The sequence below is a fragment of the Microbulbifer variabilis genome (genome assembly GCF_056232115.1).
On the sequence record NZ_CP174325.1, the window covers coordinates 4,990,743 to 5,009,056 of the forward strand.

The 18,314-nt window shown below is 53.1% G+C and carries 17 protein-coding genes; 3 read left to right on the top strand and 14 right to left on the bottom strand.

Features of this window, described 5'->3' with window-relative positions:
• Positions 1 to 368: 368 nt before the first annotated feature.
• The 10 genes from ACJJI7_RS22480 to ACJJI7_RS22525 all read right to left on the bottom strand — a co-directional run bounded on the left by ACJJI7_RS22480 (position 369) and on the right by ACJJI7_RS22525 (position 11,478).
• Positions 369 to 1,307, bottom strand: a complete 939-nt coding sequence (locus ACJJI7_RS22480) for a hypothetical protein (RefSeq protein WP_282952860.1) — start codon at positions 1,305 to 1,307, stop codon at positions 369 to 371.
• Between the two features lie 233 nt (positions 1,308 to 1,540).
• Complete coding sequence (gene lysS, locus ACJJI7_RS22485; protein ID WP_282952859.1) at positions 1,541 to 3,025, bottom strand: lysine--tRNA ligase; 1,485 nt, start codon at positions 3,023 to 3,025, stop codon at positions 1,541 to 1,543.
• Positions 3,026 to 3,109: 84 nt separating this feature from the next.
• Positions 3,110 to 4,205, bottom strand: a protein-coding gene (prfB, locus tag ACJJI7_RS22490) for a peptide chain release factor 2 (RefSeq protein ID WP_157533496.1) whose coding sequence is annotated in 2 segments (ribosomal slippage) — positions 3,110 to 4,132 and positions 4,134 to 4,205 — 1,095 coding nt in all. Because the reading frame shifts where the segments join, the coding sequence is not laid out codon by codon here.
• A 96-nt stretch (positions 4,206 to 4,301) separates the two neighbouring features.
• Positions 4,302 to 4,697, bottom strand: coding sequence for a MerR family transcriptional regulator (locus tag ACJJI7_RS22495; RefSeq protein ID WP_026305094.1), 396 nt, complete (start codon positions 4,695 to 4,697; stop codon positions 4,302 to 4,304).
• Positions 4,698 to 4,758: 61 nt separating this feature from the next.
• On the bottom strand, positions 4,759 to 5,211 hold the full coding sequence (locus tag ACJJI7_RS22500) for a hypothetical protein (protein ID WP_444901186.1): 453 nt from the start codon (positions 5,209 to 5,211) through the stop codon (positions 4,759 to 4,761).
• A 33-nt stretch (positions 5,212 to 5,244) separates the two neighbouring features.
• A complete protein-coding gene (locus tag ACJJI7_RS22505; protein WP_353376543.1) occupies positions 5,245 to 5,874 on the bottom strand; it encodes a LysE family translocator in 630 nt (209 codons plus the stop codon).
• Positions 5,875 to 5,882: 8 nt separating this feature from the next.
• Positions 5,883 to 6,794 carry a DMT family transporter gene (locus ACJJI7_RS22510; RefSeq protein ID WP_282952854.1) on the bottom strand — a complete coding sequence of 304 codons (912 nt, stop codon included), beginning with the start codon at positions 6,792 to 6,794 and terminating at the stop codon, positions 5,883 to 5,885.
• A 79-nt stretch (positions 6,795 to 6,873) separates the two neighbouring features.
• Complete coding sequence (gene recJ / locus ACJJI7_RS22515) at positions 6,874 to 8,601, bottom strand: single-stranded-DNA-specific exonuclease RecJ (protein ID WP_282952853.1); 1,728 nt, start codon at positions 8,599 to 8,601, stop codon at positions 6,874 to 6,876.
• Positions 8,602 to 8,650: 49 nt separating this feature from the next.
• Entirely contained in the window at positions 8,651 to 10,063 is a 1,413-nt protein-coding gene (gene thrC / locus ACJJI7_RS22520) for a threonine synthase (protein WP_282952852.1), read from the bottom strand.
• A 92-nt stretch (positions 10,064 to 10,155) separates the two neighbouring features.
• Complete coding sequence (locus ACJJI7_RS22525) at positions 10,156 to 11,478, bottom strand: homoserine dehydrogenase (RefSeq protein WP_026305096.1); 1,323 nt, start codon at positions 11,476 to 11,478, stop codon at positions 10,156 to 10,158.
• 385 nt (positions 11,479 to 11,863) lie between these two features.
• On the opposite strand from ACJJI7_RS22525, the gene ACJJI7_RS22530 reads away from it, so the two are divergent.
• The 3 genes from ACJJI7_RS22530 (at position 11,864) to aspA (ending at position 15,370) form a co-directional block, all read left to right on the top strand.
• Positions 11,864 to 12,874, top strand: coding sequence for a type I asparaginase (locus tag ACJJI7_RS22530; RefSeq protein ID WP_282952851.1), 1,011 nt, complete (start codon positions 11,864 to 11,866; stop codon positions 12,872 to 12,874).
• 88 nt (positions 12,875 to 12,962) lie between these two features.
• Positions 12,963 to 13,778, top strand: coding sequence for a helix-turn-helix domain-containing protein (locus tag ACJJI7_RS22535; RefSeq protein WP_282952850.1), 816 nt, complete (start codon positions 12,963 to 12,965; stop codon positions 13,776 to 13,778).
• Positions 13,779 to 13,903: 125 nt separating this feature from the next.
• Positions 13,904 to 15,370, top strand: a complete 1,467-nt coding sequence (gene aspA, locus ACJJI7_RS22540) for an aspartate ammonia-lyase (protein WP_444901185.1) — start codon at positions 13,904 to 13,906, stop codon at positions 15,368 to 15,370.
• Positions 15,371 to 15,419: 49 nt separating this feature from the next.
• Here the strand turns inward: aspA and ACJJI7_RS22545 are convergent, their stop codons facing one another.
• From ACJJI7_RS22545 to rimM, 4 genes are all read right to left on the bottom strand, one after another.
• Positions 15,420 to 16,172, bottom strand: a complete 753-nt coding sequence (locus ACJJI7_RS22545) for a DsbC family protein (protein WP_020413504.1) — start codon at positions 16,170 to 16,172, stop codon at positions 15,420 to 15,422.
• Between the two features lie 390 nt (positions 16,173 to 16,562).
• Positions 16,563 to 16,919: a 50S ribosomal protein L19 gene (gene rplS / locus ACJJI7_RS22550; protein WP_281165165.1), complete on the bottom strand. Its 357-nt coding sequence runs from the start codon at positions 16,917 to 16,919 to the stop codon at positions 16,563 to 16,565.
• Positions 16,920 to 17,001: 82 nt separating this feature from the next.
• Positions 17,002 to 17,757 (bottom strand): tRNA (guanosine(37)-N1)-methyltransferase TrmD, encoded by a 756-nt coding sequence (gene trmD / locus ACJJI7_RS22555; protein ID WP_282952849.1) that lies wholly within the window; start codon positions 17,755 to 17,757, stop codon positions 17,002 to 17,004.
• Between the two features lie 12 nt (positions 17,758 to 17,769).
• On the bottom strand, positions 17,770 to 18,309 hold the full coding sequence (gene rimM, locus ACJJI7_RS22560) for a ribosome maturation factor RimM (RefSeq protein ID WP_020413507.1): 540 nt from the start codon (positions 18,307 to 18,309) through the stop codon (positions 17,770 to 17,772).
• Positions 18,310 to 18,314: the final 5 nt, after the last annotated feature.

The window sequence follows — 18,314 nt, forward strand, 5'->3', positions numbered from 1 at the left end:
CTCATCTATTGATAGGCTTTTTAGCGAGGTTAGATCCGCATATTAACACCAGAATTCAACCTTTAAAAATCTCAAAAATTTAAAGCCATTATCAACCCTGGCTCCATAAGAAAATCGCCTTTAAATTTTTATTTTTTTATTGTTTATCTATCAAGCCAGATATAAATACACCCAAAAAACTCAGGCATCTCATTCGAAGATCTATTCCAGGGGGAACGTTTTATAAAAAGAATATTATTGCCAGGTTCGCGATTAAATCACAAACAGAATAGAAGTGAATATACTTCACCAACAAGCATCATAGGAGTACCAGGAAAACGGAGTCTCCAGTCAGTATTTATATATTATCCAAACCTAATAATCAGGGATCACCAACGCCATGTAGCGGCTATATAGGGCCCATGCTGGTCAATATCATAGGCAAATTTTCCATCTGGAAGTCTACTGGAATAGTCGATACTGTAATACTGGTAACCCAAACGTAAGGATGTTGCTTCCCAAGCACGCCAGTCAAGTCCGACCAGTAGATTCCATTGCAATTCGTCACCGCTGGCACCAAAACCTCCGATTTCAGTGCGCGCCCCCAGAGTAAGACAATCATTCAGCCTGAGCCCCACTCTGGTGCCTATAGCTGGTTCCCACCAGCTCTTGCGGCCTCCCAGCCGGTTTCGCACTTCAGGCATCGGGGCAATATCAATTCCTACCCTGGCTTTCACCTCCTGCCGGAGACGGTTCCAGCGTACACCCGCACCGACATCCCAAAAATAACGGTGCTCACCAGTGGCAAAACTCCCATCTAATAAACGAAATGCACCAAATGCAGCAACCCACCCCTGATGTACATCCACATTTACATCAATATTGATGTCTATATCTAACTGTGGATTTCTGGGAGGGCGTATACTAGCCCCCTCTTTTAAATTCAGGTGTACATAATAAAGATCGGTAACTACGCCAAAGCGTCCCTTCCAGGCCTCAAGCCGGGCAGAAAAAGCCACATTTAGAAGTTCCAGGGTTCTCTTCAGGTTGAGATCAACATCCACTGTGGTTCCAGCCACTGTAGACTCACCCTTGGTACGCAAGGGCAGGAATAAGTATGGCGTGACGGCAAAGCGCCAGCCGTTTTGAGTCGAGACTCTAGGAAGGGAAGGCGTATACGGTACAGGAAGGTTTTGGAACTCAATTGGTACCGAGCTAGCATTTAGTTCCTGTGATAGAGGGTATTGTAACTTCGACTGAGCCAGGGCAGTACAGCAGATAAACAAACTCCCCAGCCCACAAATACATTGCGCCGCCTTAGTTGCCAACACTTTCTCCTTCTTTTATTGCTCACTTTCTACAGCTCTGCAATTTCGTCGATGGATTTATTTAGAGTAGATCGCGGCCGTAACATCAGTTACACAGATGCGACAAACGGGAAAAGGCCAATGAAATTCCTGTACAGGAATGCCCGACTTTAGAAGAGGATATCCGGAGAGGGCCGTCGCGCCGAAATATTGACGCGACGGCAGAGCACACTGCTAGTAGCGCGGTGAGCCGTTTAATCGTTCGTTTCAGGACGCATATGCGGGAACAGCAGTACGTCGCGAATCGATGGAGAGTTGGTAAACAGCATTACCAGACGGTCGATACCGATGCCCTCACCAGCGGTGGGCGGCAGACCGTATTCCAGCGCGCGGATATAATCGGCGTCGTAATGCATGGCTTCGTCGTCACCGGCATCTTTCTCCGCAACCTGGGCCTTGAAGCGTTCGGCTTGATCTTCCGCGTCATTCAACTCGGAGAAACCGTTGGCAATCTCGCGGCCGCCAACGAAGAATTCAAAGCGGTCGGTGACAAACGGGTTGTCATCATTACGGCGAGCCAACGGAGACACTTCGGTTGGATACTCAGTGATAAAGGTCGGCTGGTCGAGACGGTGCTCTACAGTTTTCTCGAAGATCTCGATCTGTACCTTACCCAGGCCCCAGCTGTCTTTCAGTGGGATTTGCAGCTTCTCGGCAACGGCGCGGGCGGATTCAATATTGTCGATATCGGCCGCAGTCAGTTCCGGGTTGTAGTGCAGGATGGAATCGAACACAGACAAACGCGCGAACGGCTTGGAGAAGTCGTAGCTGCTGTCCTGGTATTCCACAGTGGTGGAGCCCAGAACATCTTCACAGATACCGCGCAGCATCTTCTCAGTGAGATCCATCAGGTCGTTGTAGTCCGCATACGCCTGGTAGAACTCAAGCATGGTGAATTCGGGGTTGTGGCGCGTGGACAGGCCCTCGTTACGGAAGTTGCGGTTGATCTCGTAAACCCGCTCAAAACCACCCACGACCAGACGCTTCAGATACAGTTCCGGGGCAATACGCAGGTACATATCGATATCCAGCGCATTGTGGTGAGTAACGAACGGGCGCGCACTGGCACCGCCGGGAATAACTTGCAGCATAGGCGTTTCCACTTCCATAAACTGCTGGGCGTTGAGGAAATCGCGGATGTACTCGATCACTTTGGAGCGCACGCGGAACACTTCGCGGGCTTCCGGCGTGGCGATCAGGTCCACATAGCGCTGGCGATAACGCATTTCCTGATCGGCGATGCCGTGGAATTTTTCCGGCAGCGGGCGCAGTGCTTTGGTCAGCAGGCTGTACTCTTCACAGTTGACGTAGAGATCGCCCTTGCCGGATTTGTGCAGTGTGCCTTTTACGCCGACGATATCGCCGATATCCCAGGCACCGAAGCGCTCTTTAATATCTTTCTGTGCCGCTTTATCGGCGTAGAGCTGGATGCGGTCAGACACATCCTGGATCACCATAAAGGGTCCGCGTTTAGCCAGGATTCGCCCCGCTACGCACGCCCGTTTACCCAGTTCTTCCAGCTCCTCTTTCTGTTTATCGCCGAACTCAGCTTGCAGGTCGGCAGCGAGGTTCTCGCGGCGAAAACTATTGGGGAAAGCATTGCCCTTCTCGCGCAGAGCGGAAAGCTTGGTGCGGCGCTCGGCGATCAGTTTGTTTTCGTCTTGCTGGATATCAGTCATGGTGATCTATCAGTTTTGTGAGTGATATTACCCCTCGTCCCATTAGTGAGAGACGAGGGGCGCGGTGAGAGTGGAGTCTTTAAATCAGAGGCCGGCTTTGAGGCTGGCTTCGATAAATTGGTCCAGGTCTCCGTCCAGTACTGCCTGGCAGTTACTGGTCTGGACACTGGTACGCAGGTCCTTGATACGCTGGTCGTCCAACACGTAGGAGCGGATCTGGCTGCCCCAACCGATGTCGGCCTTGCTGTCTTCCATGGCCTGCTTCTCTGCGTTGCGCTTGAGCATTTCCTGCTCGTACATTTTTGCGCGCAGCATTTTCCAGGCTTTATCGCGGTTCTGGTGCTGGGAGCGCTCGCTCTGGCACTGCACGACGATCCCGGATTCTGTGTGGGTCAAACGCACAGCAGAATCGGTTTTGTTGACGTGCTGACCACCGGCGCCTGACGCGCGGTAGGTGTCTTCACGCACCTGGGATTTGTCGATTTCAATCTCGATATTGTCATCGATTTCCGGTGACACAAATACCGAGCTGAAAGAAGTGTGACGGCGATTGCCGGAATCAAACGGCGATTTGCGCACCAGGCGGTGTACACCGGTTTCTGTGCGCAACCAGCCGAAGGCATGGTCGCCGGCAAAGTGCACGGTGGCACTCTTGATACCGGCCACTTCCCCCGCAGAGACCTCTTCCAGGGTGGTCTTGAAGCCGTGGGCTTCACCCCAGCGCAGGTACATACGCAGGATCATTTCCGCCCAGTCCTGGGCCTCGGTACCACCGGAGCCGGCCTGGATATCCAGGTAGGCATTGTTCTCGTCATTCTCGCCGGAGAACATACGGCGGAATTCCAGAATCCCCAGCTGCTGCTGGAGACCTTCGATCTCAGTGGAGACCTCCCCTACGGAGTCCTCATCATTTTCCTCGACTGCCATTTCCAGCAGTTCGCGGCAATCGGCGATACCGGAGTCGAGGTTTTCGATGGTATTAACCACCGTTTCCAGGGAGGAGCGCTCGCGCCCCAGTTCCTGTGCGCGGTTGGGGTCGTCCCAAACGCTCGGCTCGGCCAGCTCCAGCTCTACTTCGGTAAGGCGTTCTTTCTTGCTGGCGTAGTCAAAGATACCCCCTAAGAACGTCAGTGCGCTCTTCGAGGTCTTTTAATTGATTGAGGAGGGGATTGATTTCCATGAACTTTCGGTGTCCGGACAAAATAAAAAGCGGCGCGCATTCTACCGCAGCGCGCGGGGGTCCTGCCAGTCGACAGCTAATGAGATACCCATTGGATTAGCCTGGAAGCTGACCAGATAACCGGTCCAGGATTGCGCACTCGGGTGAGTCGTTGCCGGCACAACTTTTCTCAAATGCCAACAGGGTTGTACGCATTTCGAGCAGGTCTCGGAGTTGCTCTTCCAGGTGGGATAGTTTTTCACTGACCAGCAGCTTGGTTTCCCGGCTGCGCCTGTCGGGGTTCTCGCGCAACTCCAGCAAAGCCCGAACCTCTCCAGTCGAAAAACCGCTGACACGGGCCCTCTGGATAAAGCGCAGGGTTTCTACATCACTTGCAGTGTACTGGCGGTAGCCATTAGCCCCACGACTGGGAACCAACAGGCCAATTTCCTCGTAGTGACGTAAGGCTTTACTACTTAGGCCCGAGCTGCGGGCTGCCTGAGATATATTCACCGATAGCACCTACGGATTCCAAGGCTCACCAAACACCACAGCAAGCACTATTCAACAATTTCTAGGCGCTGTTATCGCGACATGCCGCAAATTGGTATTGCACCTGCTCGGCGGGATCGAAACCCAACTCCAACGCTGCATCTAAAGCATCCATACCAACGAGATGCAGCAATATATCTCCGGTAGGGGCCCCACACACTGCCGGGTACATCCTGTCAGTTCGCACGCCACAGCGGGACTCCTGTACCGCAATGCCATTCTCTCGTAATTTGGCCAGGCTCTGTTGTAGTGTCATACCTCCACCTTCACACTGCTTGCGACCGCTTTTGCGATAGACCCAAACCAACTCCCCCGGCCTCGGCGCGGGAGCGCTTGGCGCTACCTCCGGCTGGGTAGGCCCCGGGGTATTTTCAACTTGATTTTCCATTGCCTGCTCCTCCTTGGCACCGCCGCAGGCAGCCACGGCCACCGCCAGGGTCAATGCAATCAATGCAGATAGTGTTGTTTTTACCATCGAACTTCCTCCATAAAACGACGACAGCCCAACTCAGGACAGTGCCAGCCAGACTCCCACCAGTAACATCAATGTACCGGAGATGCGATTGATCAAGCGCACATTCTCAGCACGTTCCAGCAGACGACTGAGTGCCTGACCACCTCCAGCGTAAATCAGCAGACACAGGGTTTCCAGCAACAGTATTGTGGCAAGCAGCACGGAGAGTTGCGGCACCAAAGGTTTACTTTGATTGATAAAGGGTGGCAATAAGGCAATGAAAAAAGCCCATCCTTTAGGGTTGGCCACAGCAGTAACAAACCCTTGGGCCACTAACGCTTTAGGCGAAGGCCGTACACGCATAGCCCCCCGGCCTCCGCCATCAATGGCGGCCAATTGCCCTCGCGAGCGCCACATTTGCACGCCCACCCAAGCAAGATAAGCACCGCCACAGTATTTGAAAACCTGAAATACTGTCGGGTACTGCACCATCAGCACTGCAGCCCCAAGCACTGCAGCCAGAGCCACTAGGGCTACTCCCGCCAGCTCACCAACCATCATCCACAAGGTGTGGCGCACCCCCAGTGTAATTCCCAGGCTGAGCGCCAACATCATGCACAATCCCGGCGTTACCGAGGCAAAAAAACTGGCTGGGACAAAAAGCGCGAGTACAGACAGCTCCATTTTACTTCCTAGTGATGGGTACCATTGTGGTTACCGTAATGACTAACAAGCATTCCTGCCAACATAAGGCCGCAACCGATAAGCTCACGGGCATTCAGCACTTCATTGAGGAATAGCCAGCCCGCCGCCAGAGCAAACACCGCCTCCAGACTCATAATTACCGTGGCGTGGGAAGGCGCAGCATAGCGCTGGGCCAGCAATTGGAAAGTAAAGGCCAGTGCCGTGGAAAAAATCATCATATAGGCGATGGGCCAGGCTGCATCCACAGCCGACTGTATTGTTGCTTCTTCAGTGAAGAGGGACGCCAGGGCTGACAACAAGCCGCATACCAGGAACTGAATACAGGCGAGACGCAATGCATCGTAGCGCTTCACCAGATGATCGGCCGACAACACCTGTATAGCGAATACGAAGGCACTCGCGAACACCATTAAGTCACCGATTAATTGCGACTCTTCAGCAAAGTCCGCCAGCCAATAGAGGCCGAAAAGGGCAAGAGCAATGCCCACCCAAGTCCAGCGATTGGTTTTGTGGCCGAGGGACAAACCGATCACTGGCACCAATAGCAGGTAGAAACCGGTAATAAACCCAGCCCGACCAGCGGTTGTATAGAGCAAGCTCACTTGCTGCAGCGCCGCACCAAGAAACAGCCAGAAACCGAGCACAGCACCGCCGGGCAAACAGGCTTTCCAACGATGATTAACATGCTTGCCGCCCACTTCACCGGGCTGGGAATCCCTGCGAGAAGACAACCAATAAACGATCGGCACCAAAATCAGGCCACCGAGAATAAAGCGCCATGCGTTAAATGCCAGCGGCTCAATATCCGCCATAGCGACCTTTTGTGGCACAAAGGCGACACCCCAGAACAGGGCGGCCAATAACAGCAGGACTTCAGCCTGGACTTGTTTCCGTTTCACTTCTTCTACTTCCAACGACGTTTTTAAGCACAGCCGCGAATACGCTCCCCGCACTTCGCGATTTTTGAAAAGGTGACTCTTATACCGCCTCCAGCAGGTTCACCATTAACTGTAGGGATTCCCGCCCGCGAAATTCATTGACATCCAACTTGTAGGCCAAACGCACTCGTTCGGCAGCCTGCGGCCACTGATCTATGTCCACATTAAAGGCGATGGCATCCAGTGCCAGTTGCGGAGCCTGCGGCGGAGCAACCACCATTTTTAGGTGGCGCTCACCAACGATTCGCTGTTGCAGCAGCAGAAACTCCCCATCGAAGACCGGCTCGGGAAACGCCTGGCCCCAAGGGGCGCAGGCGCGCAACAAGGCTGCAGTTTGCAGGGTGTAATCTGCAATATCCAATTCACCATCAGAGTCGATCACTGCCTGTAATTGATTTTCATCCAGGCGGTTGCGCACTGCCCGCTCAAACTCGGTACGAAAGGCACTGAGGTGCTCCGCCGGCAAGCTCAAACCCGCGGCCATGGCGTGACCGCCGAATTTACTGATCAATTCAGGATTGGCTGCAGCCACATCGCTCAGGGCATCGCGGATATGTAACCCAGGAATGGAGCGCGCAGAGCCTTTCACCAGGCCATTATCCCCTTCTGCAAAGGCAATTACCGGGCGGTGGAATTTCTCCTTGATACGGCTGGCGAGGATACCCACTACCCCCTGGTGCCAATTAGTATCGTAGAGGCAAAGACTCCAGGGAATCTCCCCCTCAAGCTGTAGTTCTTCCAACGCCGCCAGGGCTTCCCGCTGCATACTCTGCTCTATTGCCTTGCGGTCCCGGTTGAGCCTATCCAGCTCCCCCGCCAGCTCTCGGGCCTCATTGGGATCGCGGGTCAGGAGGCAGCGGATGCCGGTACCAATATCATCCAGGCGCCCGGCAGCATTGATCCGCGGCCCCAGGGTAAAACCGATATCTGTAGTGGAAAGCCTTCGCTGATCGCGCCCCGCCACTTCCAACAGCGCGGAAATCCCGGGCCGGCAACGGCCGGAGCGGATACGGGCGATACCCTGGTGCACCAGGATGCGATTGTTATGATCCAGAGGCACCAAATCTGCCACAGTGCCTAATGCCACCAGGTCGAGGTACTCAGCCATATTCGGCGGGGCTATGCCACTCTGTTCAAACCAGCCGCACTCCTGCAGAGCACTGCGCAGGCGGCTCAACAGATAGAAAATCACTCCCACACCGGCGAGATTCTTGCTGGGAAAATCACAGCCCGGTTGATTTGGATTGACGATGGCATCAGCCTCTGGCAACTCACTGCCCGGCAGGTGGTGATCGGTTACGATCACCGTCATCCCCGCCGCCTTGGCCGCTGCAACTCCATCGATGCTGCTGATGCCGTTATCTACTGTGACCAGCATATCCGGGGCATAATCTTTGGCCACCTCAACGATTTCCGGGGTCAACCCATAGCCGAAATCGAAGCGGTTCGGCACGAGGAAGTCAACACCCGACGCTCCCATGGCCCCCAACGCCAGTACGGCGAGCGTGCTGCTGGTAGCACCGTCGGCATCGAAGTCACCGACAATCAAGATCTTCTGTTGCGCTCGCACGGTTTCCACCAGCAGTGTCACCGCTGTATCCAGCCCCCGCATCAACTGAGGTTGCTGCAGCTTGGCGAGACTGTGGTTCAGGGCCTCCTCGCTGACGATACCGCGACCAAGCAGTACTCTCTGCAAAATTTTGGGAGTTTCAGAAGCAAAACGGCCAGTGGAAAAATCCACTGGCCGCCGCTGAATTGTTGTATTCATTCTCTCTCAGCTATTTTTAATCCGGCCGCCAAGTCCCTCGCTGCGCCAGCTAGAGCCCTTCGGACAACATGGTCGCCATATAGTCGTGCACTTGGGACAAGTCGTTGGGCAGCACCTTGAATCGCTCTTCGCGCTGCCAGAGGTCCTGCATATGTGCCGGTAAGGGAATTTTAGTTTGTGGCAGTGCCTGCGCCACAGCATCGGGGAATTTTGCCGGGTGTGCAGTGGATAAGCAAACCATTGGCTGCTCAGCAGAGCGGCGCACCCTTCTTGCGGCCTCGACACCAATAGCGGTATGGGGATCGAGCAGATAGCCGGTCGCCTGGTACTGCTCACGAATCACCTCAATAGTACGCGCATCGTCGACCCTATAGCTGGAAAATGTCTTTTGGGCCTGCGCCAGGGCCGATTCGCTCAAGTGCATAGGTACACTGCGATCTGCCAGCAACTCCGCCACTGCGGCACCATCGCGGCCGTAGAGATCAAACAGCAGGCGCTCAAAATTGCTCGACACCATGATATCCATGCTGGGCGACAGGCTGTGTATCAGCGGCTTAGGGGTATGGTCGTTATCGCTGATGCAGCGGTGCAGGATATCGTTGGCATTAGTGGCGATCACCAGTTGATCGATAGGCAGCCCCATCCGCTTCGCCAGGTAACCGGCAAAAATATCGCCAAAGTTGCCAGTGGGCACGGAGAAATTTACCGTTTTATCTGATGCGCCCAGGCGCAAGGCTGCGTAAAAGTAGTAGACAATCTGCGCCATAATACGCGCCCAATTAATGGAGTTCACCGCCACTAAACGGCGCCCATCGGGTAAAAAGGACTGGTTGGCGAAGCTGGCCTTCACCATATTCTGGCAATCGTCGAAATTACCTTCCATGGCGATATTGAACACATTGTCCGACAACACCGTGGTCATCTGCCGACGCTGCACCTCTGAGACCCGGTTATGGGGATGCAAAATAAAAATATCGATATTGTCGCAGTGGCGGCAGCCTTCAATCGCCGCCGAACCGGTATCCCCGGAAGTAGCTCCCATCACCACCACGCGCTCACCACGCTTTTTCAGCAGGTGGTCGAACAACTGACCGAGAAACTGCAGGGCAAAATCTTTAAAGGCCAGAGTTGGGCCGTGGAAAAGCTCCAGAATCCACTCGTTGGTATCGGTCTGCACCAAAGGCGCTACCGCCCTGTGACGAAACTGACCCTGCCCCAAACCATAGGAGCGCTCGATAATATCGCGTAGCTCCCGCTCATTGAGATCCTCTCCCACAAACGGCCGGATAATTTCAAAAGCCAGCTGCTGGTAATCCAGACCCGCCATAGCCGCAATATCCTCTCGGGAAAATTGCGGCAGTGACTCGGGTACATAGAGGCCGCCATCACTGGCAAGCCCGGTGAGAACAGTATCGGCAAAAGAGAGAGACGGCGCGCGGCCGCGAGTGCTGATAAATTTCACGGTGTTAATTGGCTCTCAAACTTAGCGGGATGTACAGAAAACTGGCAACGCTCCTCCCGGGAACAGCACCAAATAAGCGACAAAGGTCAGGATCAGCCAAGGCTTTCCACGCGAATTCGCACCACATCACCCTCAACCGTATCCAGGGCTTCAATCTGAGCGACTGCTTCACGCAGGCAGGCCTCCCTGGCGCGGCTGGTCAGGATCACCACCGGCACCAACTCCTCACCCTCCGAAGGCTCGTGCTGAATCAAGGCCTCAATACTAATACCCTGATCACTGCAAATAGTGGCCACCTTAGACATAACACCGGGCTTATCATGGGCAGATATGCGCAGATAATAGCTGGTAACCACCTCTTCTTCCGGCAGCACCTGAGTATCTCCCTGCTCGGTAAGTGCCACCCCGGCAGCGGGCACTCGCTGATCTGGCCTGGCATCGAGGGTACGCGCCACATCGACAATATCAGCAATCACAGCTGAAGCTGTGGCCTCCGCACCAGCACCAGCGCCGTAATACAGGGTCGGCCCAACCGCATCACCATTCACAAGCACAGCGTTCATAACCCCATTTACATTGGCAATCAGGCGGCGCTGGGGGATCAGTGTCGGATGTACTCGCAGTTCCACCCCTTGATCTGTACGGCGGGCAATACCCAAATGCTTGATTCTATAGCCGAGTTCATCGGCATAGCGGATGTCTTCACTGGAGATGCGGCTGATGCCCTCGGTATACACCTTGTCGAAAGCGAGCGGCATAGTGAATGCCAGAGAAGCCATAATCACCAGCTTGTGCGCTGCATCAATACCTTCCACATCGAAAGTGGGATCGGCCTCCGCATAGCCGAGCGCTTGCGCCTGGGACAGCGCCTCAGCGAAGCTGCGGCCCTTATCGCGCATTTCGGTGAGAATATAGTTACCCGTGCCGTTTATAATACCCGCGAGCCACTGAATCCGGTTGCCGACCAGCCCCTCGCGCAAGGATTTTATAATCGGAATACCCCCAGCCACGGCAGCCTCATAGGCAATAGTGACTCCTTTGCTGGCAGCTAACTCAAACAGTTCATTGCCATGCTCGGCTATCAGCGCTTTGTTAGCAGTAACAACATGCTTGCCATTCTCTATGGCTGCTAATACCAGCTCACGGGCCACAGTAGTGCCACCGATTAACTCCACCAGAATGTCGACATCGGGATTGTTGGCAACATCGAAAATTTCCCGCGTTACATTCAGTCGGCTGGTGTCACAGTCCGGGTTATCCCGGCGCGCCCCAACCTGCTCAATAGCCACCGGGCGCCCACAGCGTGCGGCCACTTCCTCCGCATTGCGTGCCAGGACATTGATCGTCCCACCACCCACTGTGCCCAGGCCGCACACACCAATTCTCACTGCACGCTGCGTTTTTCCTGCAACCACCTGACCAACTGCCCCCGCAGACTCTTCAATTGTTGCGCTCACAAATTCCCTCCGCGCATTTGCTCCCGGCCCAACGTAAACACACTAAAATATCACTCCGGGGCACAGCGCAATAAATATCAACAAAGTCGACAAAAGATCGACAACCTTACCGAGAGATACGCAATAAATCCAATTAAATTGCGCACCAGCTTTAGGCATCCTCAAATAAGGGCATTTGACACTTCTGTCACCATAAAACACTTCTTGAAACAGATACCATCCTCAGTAGATGCTATATAAGCATCTACTAGCATCAGGTGCCAACAGCCTGCGAAATTGCATATACCGCGCCTTTTCCAGAAAAATGGGCGCCCTGAAAACTGACTCAGATAGCGGTCGAGTAATGAAAAAAACTCTTATCCTGTACACTGGCGGAACCCTGGGCATGCGTCGAAGTGAGTCCGGCTACATCCCGGATGCCGATTTGGAAGGCGCTCTAGAACGCCTTTTACAAGATGCCATTGGCCAGCTCCCAAGCTATGACTTTCAGGCTCTCGACCCACTGCTGGATAGCGCTAATATGCAGCCTCGGGACTGGTATCGTATTGCCACCCTGATACGCGACAACTATAGCCAGTACTCCGGCTTTGTCGTGTTGCACGGTACCGACACCATGGCCTATACCGCATCCGCACTCTCTTTTGCGCTTCAGGGCCTGGCCAAACCAGTACTGGTTACCGGCTCGCAGATTCCCCTGAGGGAGATGCGAAGTGATGCTTACAACAACCTGATTGCCGCCCTTTTGCTCAGTGGTTCCGATGAAATCAAGGAGATCTGTCTCTACTTCAACGGCAAACTGTTGCGAGGTAACCGCGCTGTTAAAGTGAGTTCAGGCTCACTGGATGCCTTTACCAGTCCGAACTATCCATGCCTTGGTGAAGTGGGCATTCAGATCAACATTGATCGCAACGCCCTACTGGAGCCCGGTGATGCTACACAATTCCAAATCCCGGAATCCGCTGATGGCGATGTTGTACTAATAAAGCTTTTCCCCGGCATTTCCTCCCTCTTCCTCAGTAAGGTCATTGAACATCGCCCGCGAGGCCTGGTGATAGAGACCTATGGTACCGGTAATGCACCCACCGATGACTGTGCCTTTACCTCACAACTGGAGAAAGCTACGGAGTTGGGCATTATCTGTGTAGCCGTATCCCAGTGCCTCGAAAATGTAGTAGACCTAGGCAAGTATGCAGCGGGCTCTGCCTTATTACGCGCAGGTGTTATTGGTGGATTGGATATGACCAGCGAAGCTTGTTTTGCCAAGTTAAATCACTTATTAGCTATGGGCTATCCAACCGATAAAATCAAAGAACTGATGGAAACTTCACTGTGTGGAGAGTGTACCCCCAGTTAAATAGAGTGGGAAATCGGCATACCCAGGGAGTGGTTAATAAAATATTGGGAAGGATTTTCCGGGCATTGGAACCAGAAGCAGATAATCGATGAGTAACGACTTCTCACAAAACTTGCGCCTTTTGTGCAGTTTCTACCGCTCAATCGCCGAAGTGTGCAGGCGTATGGAGGTTAATCGGGCGCAATTTAATAAATATCTGAATGGTCATACCCAACCTTCGCAGTACACTCTCAATAAAATCTGCCATTTTTTTGGGGTTGAGCCTCACGAAATTATGATGCCTCATGAACAGTTTGATCAGATTGTTCGTGTACGCAGCGCACCCTCAAGTACAAAAGAAGCAATACGCCCATACAGTCCGGATATCGACATTCTCATGCGTGAATCCCAGGGCCGGGCGGATAAGTACCTGGGCTTCTATTTTGAGTATCACTACTCCATGACCTTTCCGGATCATATTGTTCGCAGCCTGCTACATATAGAGTCCGATGGAGATGGCTATTACTTCCAGCGCTTTGAGCGTATGCGCTATCCAAACAGGGAGGAATGGTACAAATCCCGCTATAAGGGAATGCTCTTTTTTCTTTCTGAGCGCATATTCCTGATTGGTTACGAAGCCCTGACACGAAATGAGATAGCACAAACTATTCTCTACCCAACCTATAAGAGCCGCGTCAGTTATTTATCAGGCCTCAAGCTTGGTGCTTCCGCCAATGACAGGCGGGAACCCGTCTGCACCAAAGTGGTTTTGGAGTCCCTTGGACGAAATATCAGTATTAAAAATGCATTGAAGCTTTGCGGCGTTTTTGGTCCGGACTCAGGTGAAATCAACCCGAATATCCGTGAAAACATCCAGACCTCAACTACTGAAGGCCCGCAGAATTTTTTTGCCACCCCACTTTAAACAACAAGGCCCCTTTTCACTTAAGGGGGCAATTTACCACAACAAAAAGGCGAACCTCAGAGCAAAGTAAACCTTGCTCTCTACGCGCTCGCCCACATGCAGATAAAGAGAAAACAGGAATCAATATGACCAATGATTTCCATACACTAAAACCCATGCCCGTATTCAGCGCCGGCAGCGCAACACGAGTTGAGCGCGACCTGCTGGGGGAGCGTGAAGTGCCTGCAGATGTTTATTTTGGCATCCAGACACTGCGCGCCCTGGAAAATTTCCAGATAACGGGAATTACCGTGAATCACTTCCCCAACCTGGTAAAAGCCCTGGCGATGGTCAAAAAGGCTGCGGCACAGGCCAACCGGGAACTGGGCTATCTTGAAAACAACCTGCAAACAGCCATTGCGGGCGCCTGTGATGAAATTATCGACGGCAAACTGCACGACCAGTTTCTTGTGGACATGATTCAGGGGGGGGCCGGCACCTCCACCAATATGAATGCCAATGAAGTTATAGCTAATCGCGCACTGGAGCTGTTGGGGCATAGTAAAGGCGAATACCAAAAAGCCCACCCTAACAACCACGTAAACCTGTCACAGTCCACTAACGATGTTTACCCAACCTCCATCAACCTGGCCGTACTGCTTAGCTACAACGATTTGGTACAGTCTATGGAGGTTCTCTGTGTCGAATTCGATAAAAAGGCCGAAGAATTCGCTCAGGTTATAAAAATGGGGCGTACCCAGCTGCAAGATGCTGTCCCCATGACTCTGGGGCAAGAGTTTGCTGCCTTCGCCGCAACCGTTCGTGAAGATGTCGCCAGAGTCAAGGAGCTGGTGACACTGTTTACAGAAATCAATATGGGCGGTACCGCGATTGGCACAGGCATCAATACTGACCCCGAGTACCGCCAGTTAGTTGTTTCAGCCCTTTCTGAAATTTCCGGCATAGATTTTGTCTGCGCAGAAAATCTGGTTGAGGCGACTTCCGATATGGGCGCCTTCGTAATGTTTTCCGGCGTGATGAAACGTATCGCGGTAAAAATCTCAAAAATTTGTAGCGACCTGCGCTTATTATCCAGCGGCCCACGCGCCGGCCTCAATGAAATCAACCTCCCACCAATGCAGCCCGGCTCATCGATTATGCCCGGCAAGGTAAATCCCGTAATTCCAGAAGTGGTTAACCAGGTCGCCTACCAGGTAATCGGCAACGATCTGACCATTACCCTGGCAGCAGAGTCCGGCCAGCTACAGTTAAACGTTATGGAACCTGTAATCGCCTTTAACCTGCTGCAGTCTATGCGACTGATGACTCAAGCTATGGATACCCTGGCACAACGCTGTATCAGTGGCGTCACCGCCAATGAGGAGCACTGCCTGCAGATGGTGGAAAACAGCATTGGCCTGATCACTGCGGTAAATCCATTTATCGGCTACGAAAATGCGACCCGTATAGCCAAACAAGCATTGATTACCGGGGCCAGCGTGAAACAGCTAATTTTAGAAGATGGGCTGCTAAGCGAGGAGGAACTCAATGATATTCTTGCTCCGGAAAATATGACCCAACCCAGGAAAGTATCCTTGAAAAGCCCTGCTTAATAGAGAGACGCCGGCAGCTCAGCTGCCGGCTTATCAGGCTCGGAAAGGATTAAATACCCAGCTCCTTAACTAAAGATGCCGGCGGTAGATAACCCGGTACCACTCGACCATCTTCCATTACGATAGTAGGCGTACCACGGACATCAATCGCCTCATTGCCGAGCTTGTATTGAGCCGCCACTGGATTGTTATCGCAAACCTTAAGGGGCACATTCTCCCGGTTTTTCAGAGCGGTCAATGTTTTATTACTGTCGTCAGCACACCATGCGGTAGCGAGCTTGCGGTACCCCAGAGACTGCAAACCACCTCTCGGGAACGCTAGGTAGCGCACCTCAATACCACGTTTATTCAGCTCAGGCACATCCTGGTGCAGCTTGCGGCAATAACCACAATCCACATCGGTAAATACATAGATGCTCGCCTTGGTCTCCCCCTTCGGAGAGAACACAATCATGTCCTTAACATCCTGATTGCCCATCACCTTGGCCCGATGACCGGCCCTACGCGTCTCAGAGAGGTTAGCGAGGCCACCTCCACTCTTCACCTGAAACAAGTCGCCGTAGATAAAATGACCGCCGTCTTCTGAGACAAATAGGGTAGTGTTGCCACCATCTACATCCACCTCATAGAGTCCTCTAATTGGGCTCTTACGCACATCGCCATAAGTGGCCTTGGGGTTACCAGTCTCCAGGCGAGCCTTTATGGCTTTTGCAACATTTGCATCGACTTCCGCCAGGGCCGCAGATCCAAGCAGGCCGAGCAGTAAACCAGCGAATGCTAGTGGCTTCTTGATAAGCATCATTACCGATTGCTCCTTAAATTCTCAATGGGCTTCGACTCAAACGTCGGCCTTCAGTTCCAGCCAGTATGGCAGCTAATTACCGTAACCGGTCTCAATGGCGCGTTTTAACATATTCAGGCACAGGGAACTACGCCCTAATGCCAAGGTTGTGAGCTGAACAACCGAAACTTACAAATATTTGTTTTTATGTGAGGATTGGGATTTCCGGGCCTCACCAGCCTTTATCCACCACCGGCTGGCCACTCACTTACCCTGCCAGGTTGGCGGTCACTCCCACAAGAGCTGATTAGAGGGTAAATGACCTAAGGGTCCCATCGCTCAAAATCTATCAGGCACAAAAAAGCCGGGGCCATTTGGCCCCGGCTTTTTCGTGAGCTGCTAGAGAAGTACTTAGTTAAGCTTCTCTTTGATACGCGCCGCTTTACCAGTCAGGTTGCGCAGGTAGTACAACTTAGCCTGACGCACGTCACCACGACGCTTCACCTTAATACTGTCAACCAGCGGGCTGTGAGTTTGGAAAGTACGCTCTACACCAACGCCATGGGAGATTTTACGCACGGTGAAAGAGGAGTTCAGGCCACGGTTACGCTTACCGATAACCACACCTTCAAACGCCTGCAGACGCTCACGGTTACCCTCTTTTACTTTTACCTGAACGATTACAGTGTCGCCCGGTGCGAAAGGAGGTACTTCGCTCTTCAGCTGTTCCTGCTCCAGCTGTTGGATAATTTTGTTAGTCATTTGGATTTGCTCCCAAATAGAGTTTGTGTAGCTTCTCAGCTAGTTCACCGAACTACTCCCGCCTCCCGGCGAATCCGGCATCAATTTTTTAGGACTTCTGCTCCTGCTGAATTTCCTCCAGCAACTGCTTCTGCTCCTTATTCAGCTCCATCCCTTCCAAAAGGTCAGGGCGGCGCTGTTGTGTGCGCACCAGTGCCTGCTTGAGGCGCCAACGGCGTATTCTTTCATGGTTGCCCGAGAGCAACACTTCCGGCACCGCTACGCCCCGGTACTGCTCTGGCCGGGTGTAGTGGGGACAGTCCAGCAGCCCCGAGGAAAAAGAGTCCTCAACTGCAGACTGATCGTGTCCTAAAGCACCGGGAATCAGGCGGGTAATCGCATCCACCATCACCATAGCAGCCAATTCGCCACCGCTAAGGACATAGTCACCAATAGACCACTCTTCGTCGATCATTGATTCGACAATGCGCTCATCTATCCCCTCATAGCGCCCAGCCAGCAGAACCAGATTGCCAGCTTCGGAAAGGTCTTCGACCCCGCGCTGATCCAGTTGCCGCCCTTGGGGAGACAGATAGATACTTCGTACAGCCTTACCATCCTCACCGGCCCAGCTGCGAGCAGCCTGTAAAGCCTGGTAAAGGGGTTCAGCCATCATCACCATTCCGGGACCACCGCCGTAAGGTCGATCATCCACAGTGCGGTGTTTGTCACTGGTGAACTCCCGAGGGTTCCAGCAGCGCACTTCCAACAGGCCATCTTTCACAGCCCGGCCGCTGACGCCATACTCGGTCAATGCGGCAAACATTTCCGGGAAAATGCTTACCAGAGCGATTCTTTTTGTCATCGCCCAAACGCCTCAAAAAGCCGGGTCCCAGTCGACGGTAATTACACCGGCTTCCAGGTCAATATCTGCAATAAACTGGTCTGGCAAATAGGGAATCAAGCGCTCGCGCTTATCATCACCTCCGCGCACCACCAACACATCATTGGCGCCAGTTTCCATCATGCGTGCGACAATACCAAAGTCGTGCTCTCCGCCGTTGAAACGGCTGATAACCCGTAAACCTTCGAGCTGGTGCCAGTAGTACTCGCCCTGCCCCAGTTCCGGCATAAGATCACGCGCAACAGCAATATCACGCTGGCAAAGTTGAGCCGCTAAATCGCGGTCATCCACGCCTTTCACATGTACAATCAATCCCTTTCCGTGACGCTTACCAGCGTCGACTTCCAGGGCCTCCCAGCCTTTCGGCCCCCGCAACCACCAATTGGGGAATTGCAGGATGTTGTCCATCGGCTCGGTATAGGAGTGAACCTTGACCCAGCCACGCACACCATAAACGGTAGTCACGCGCCCTACAGTGACCAATTGATCGGAGTTCTCACCGCTATTCGTCACAGGCG

Excerpts from the sequence above, each read along its gene's own strand:
- lysS (WP_282952859.1), bottom strand. The coding sequence starts at position 3,025 with ATGACTGATATCCAGCAAGACGAAAACAAACTGATCGCCGAGCGCCGC.
- ACJJI7_RS22500 (WP_444901186.1), bottom strand. The coding sequence starts at position 5,211 with ATGGTAAAAACAACACTATCTGCATTGATTGCATTGACCCTGGCGGTG.
- ACJJI7_RS22505 (WP_353376543.1), bottom strand. The coding sequence starts at position 5,874 with ATGGAGCTGTCTGTACTCGCGCTTTTTGTCCCAGCCAGTTTTTTTGCC.
- recJ (WP_282952853.1), bottom strand. The coding sequence starts at position 8,601 with ATGAATACAACAATTCAGCGGCGGCCAGTGGATTTTTCCACTGGCCGT.
- ACJJI7_RS22530 (WP_282952851.1), top strand. The coding sequence starts at position 11,864 with ATGAAAAAAACTCTTATCCTGTACACTGGCGGAACCCTGGGCATGCGT.
- ACJJI7_RS22535 (WP_282952850.1), top strand. The coding sequence starts at position 12,963 with ATGAGTAACGACTTCTCACAAAACTTGCGCCTTTTGTGCAGTTTCTAC.
- aspA (WP_444901185.1), top strand. The coding sequence starts at position 13,904 with ATGACCAATGATTTCCATACACTAAAACCCATGCCCGTATTCAGCGCC.
- ACJJI7_RS22545 (WP_020413504.1), bottom strand. The coding sequence starts at position 16,172 with ATGATGCTTATCAAGAAGCCACTAGCATTCGCTGGTTTACTGCTCGGC.
- trmD (WP_282952849.1), bottom strand. The coding sequence starts at position 17,757 with ATGACAAAAAGAATCGCTCTGGTAAGCATTTTCCCGGAAATGTTTGCC.